Here is a 2,036-nt window from a genome sequence, read left to right as displayed (position 1 = left end):
CCTGCCGTAGCTTGGCAACGATCTCCTCGGGCTTCGGGTGCTTTGCCATCTTGTCCGTCCTCCAGGCTCAAAAGCCATACCAAAGAGCGGACCACTTCAATGGGGGCTGACCACATCGCCTTTGCACCAGTCCATTTCGCTGATGGACGTGTCGGCTCGAACAGTCCCTACCCCATTGAACGGCACAGCGAAGTGAAGGAGGCAATCGCTGAGGCATGGGCATGGCTCGAAAAGGAAAGCCTTCTTGTCCCCACCCTGGTCAACATTTCCGGCGGGGGCGAGGAGTTTCATCCGAAGAACCGTAAGCTGAGCCGGAGGGGACATAAGCTTGCCGCCGAACCTCAGTCGGCCGTCAGCGCTCGGCTACTTCCGAAGGAAGTCCTACACCCCAAAATCCGAGAAGACGTTTGGGGACTTTTCCACCGAGGGAAGTATGACTCGGCCGTGTTCGAGGCGATGAAGGCCGTCGAGATCGCCGTGCGCGATGCTGCCAACCTTCAGCCGACCGATGTTGGCACCGCCCTGATGCGGAAGGCCTTCGACCCACAGGCAGGCGCTCTCGCCGATCAAACCGTGCCAACCGCTGAACGTGACGCACGATCAGCCCTTTTTGCCGGGGCCATAGGCTCCTACAAGAACCCCCAGTCGCATCGGAAAGTGGACCTCGATAACCCCCGGGAGGCTGCCGAGATCATCATACTGGCCTGCCACCTCCTGCGCATCGTCACCGACCGAAACAGCGTGTTCCTCTAGCGAGCGATGCCCGCCTGACGAAAATGTCGCCATTGTTCCCCGGCTGGGAACCTGCTATGCCGACCGCCATGAACGTGGTTGCTATCGGAACCCTCCGCGACTTTTGGACAGTTCACCCTCAGTCTGAGGGGCCTCTTGTCGCGTGGCATACGATTGTTACCAAGGCTCAATGGTCCGTGCCTCAAGATGTGAAAAACACGTTTGGCAGTGTTGATTTTATTGGAGACAATCGTGCGATCTTCGACATAGGCGGGAACAATTACCGTCTTATATGTCACATCTCATACACATATAAAGCGGTGCAAATTAAGTTCGTGGGAACTCATGCTGAGTACGATAAAGTTGATGCGCTGACCGTTGGTAACCCGAAGGAAAAGCAGAAACGAAGAACTTAGCCATTGCAAGTCCGCCGTAAATTTGGGAGTTGTTTTGAAAATGTCTGACGTTCGACTTATCAAAACTGATGCCGATTATCGTTGGGCAATGGCCGAGATTGACGCTTATTTCCATGATGAGCCCATACTTGGAAGCCCGGACGGTCATCGGTTTGAGGTCCTTCTAGATCTTGTTGCGCGATATGAGCGAGCCGAGTTCCCCATTCGAGATGCGGACCCGGTCGAGTTGCTGCATTTTGCCATTCAAGATCTTGGGCGTTCCCAGAAGGAACTAAGCGATATCTTGAACTCACGCTCGCATGCATCTGAGGTTCTAAAGCGAAAACGCCCGCTAACCCTTGAGATGATCCGCAAGATCAGCGCCGCATGGCATCTCCCAATTGCTGCGCTCGCTGCACCATACGAACTAGCGCAGGCGTAACTTGAGGCTTGGCGACCTCAATGGGCAAAGCCGCGCGATGCCCCCGGTTCAACCCGTTGCGAGAGTGGTACGGCCCGACGACATCTCACCCGAGCCCCGCGATGCCAATCCGGCGCGAGCACCGGTATTACTATCCCATCGACTGGGCCGAATTGTCCGCCGTGATCCGGTTTCGGCGGGCGGGCGGCGCTTGTGAGGGATGCGGGCGCCCGCATCAGCGCTTCGTCTACTGCCTCAAGGATGGCCGCTGGTGGGATGCAGCCTGCGGAGCATGGCGAGATGGGCAGGGGCGATCCGTGGCCGTCCTGCCCCGCCTGGACGAGCTTGAGGGCCTACGGCGCACGAAGGTGGTTCTGGCCGCTGCGCATCGCGACTGGTCAGCCCCCATTGAAGTGGTCCGCTCTTTGGTATGGCTTTTGAGCCTGGAGGACGGACAAGATGGCAAAGCACCCGAAGCCCGAGGAGAT

4 protein-coding genes are annotated in these 2,036 nt (G+C 57.5%); all 4 read left to right on the top strand.

What is annotated here, in order from left to right:
- The coding region (locus ASF25_RS22280) for a TIGR02391 family protein (RefSeq protein ID WP_210168833.1) at positions 1 to 753 on the top strand (753 nt) is incomplete at its 5' end.
- Between the two features lie 68 nt (positions 754 to 821).
- Positions 822 to 1,148: a type II toxin-antitoxin system HigB family toxin gene (locus ASF25_RS22275; protein ID WP_082502933.1), complete on the top strand. Its 327-nt coding sequence runs from the start codon at positions 822 to 824 to the stop codon at positions 1,146 to 1,148.
- Positions 1,149 to 1,188: 40 nt separating this feature from the next.
- Positions 1,189 to 1,569 (top strand): XRE family transcriptional regulator, encoded by a 381-nt coding sequence (locus ASF25_RS22270; protein WP_082502929.1) that lies wholly within the window; start codon positions 1,189 to 1,191, stop codon positions 1,567 to 1,569.
- A gap of 101 nt (positions 1,570 to 1,670) precedes the next feature.
- The coding region (locus ASF25_RS23420) for a hypothetical protein (protein ID WP_210168832.1) at positions 1,671 to 2,036 on the top strand (366 nt) is incomplete at its 3' end.

The sequence above is a fragment of the Methylobacterium sp. Leaf100 genome (assembly GCF_001422845.1).
GTDB lineage: Bacteria > Pseudomonadota > Alphaproteobacteria > Rhizobiales > Beijerinckiaceae > Methylobacterium.
Note: the sequence above shows the minus strand (reverse complement) of the source record. Positions and strands in the feature narration are given on the sequence as shown.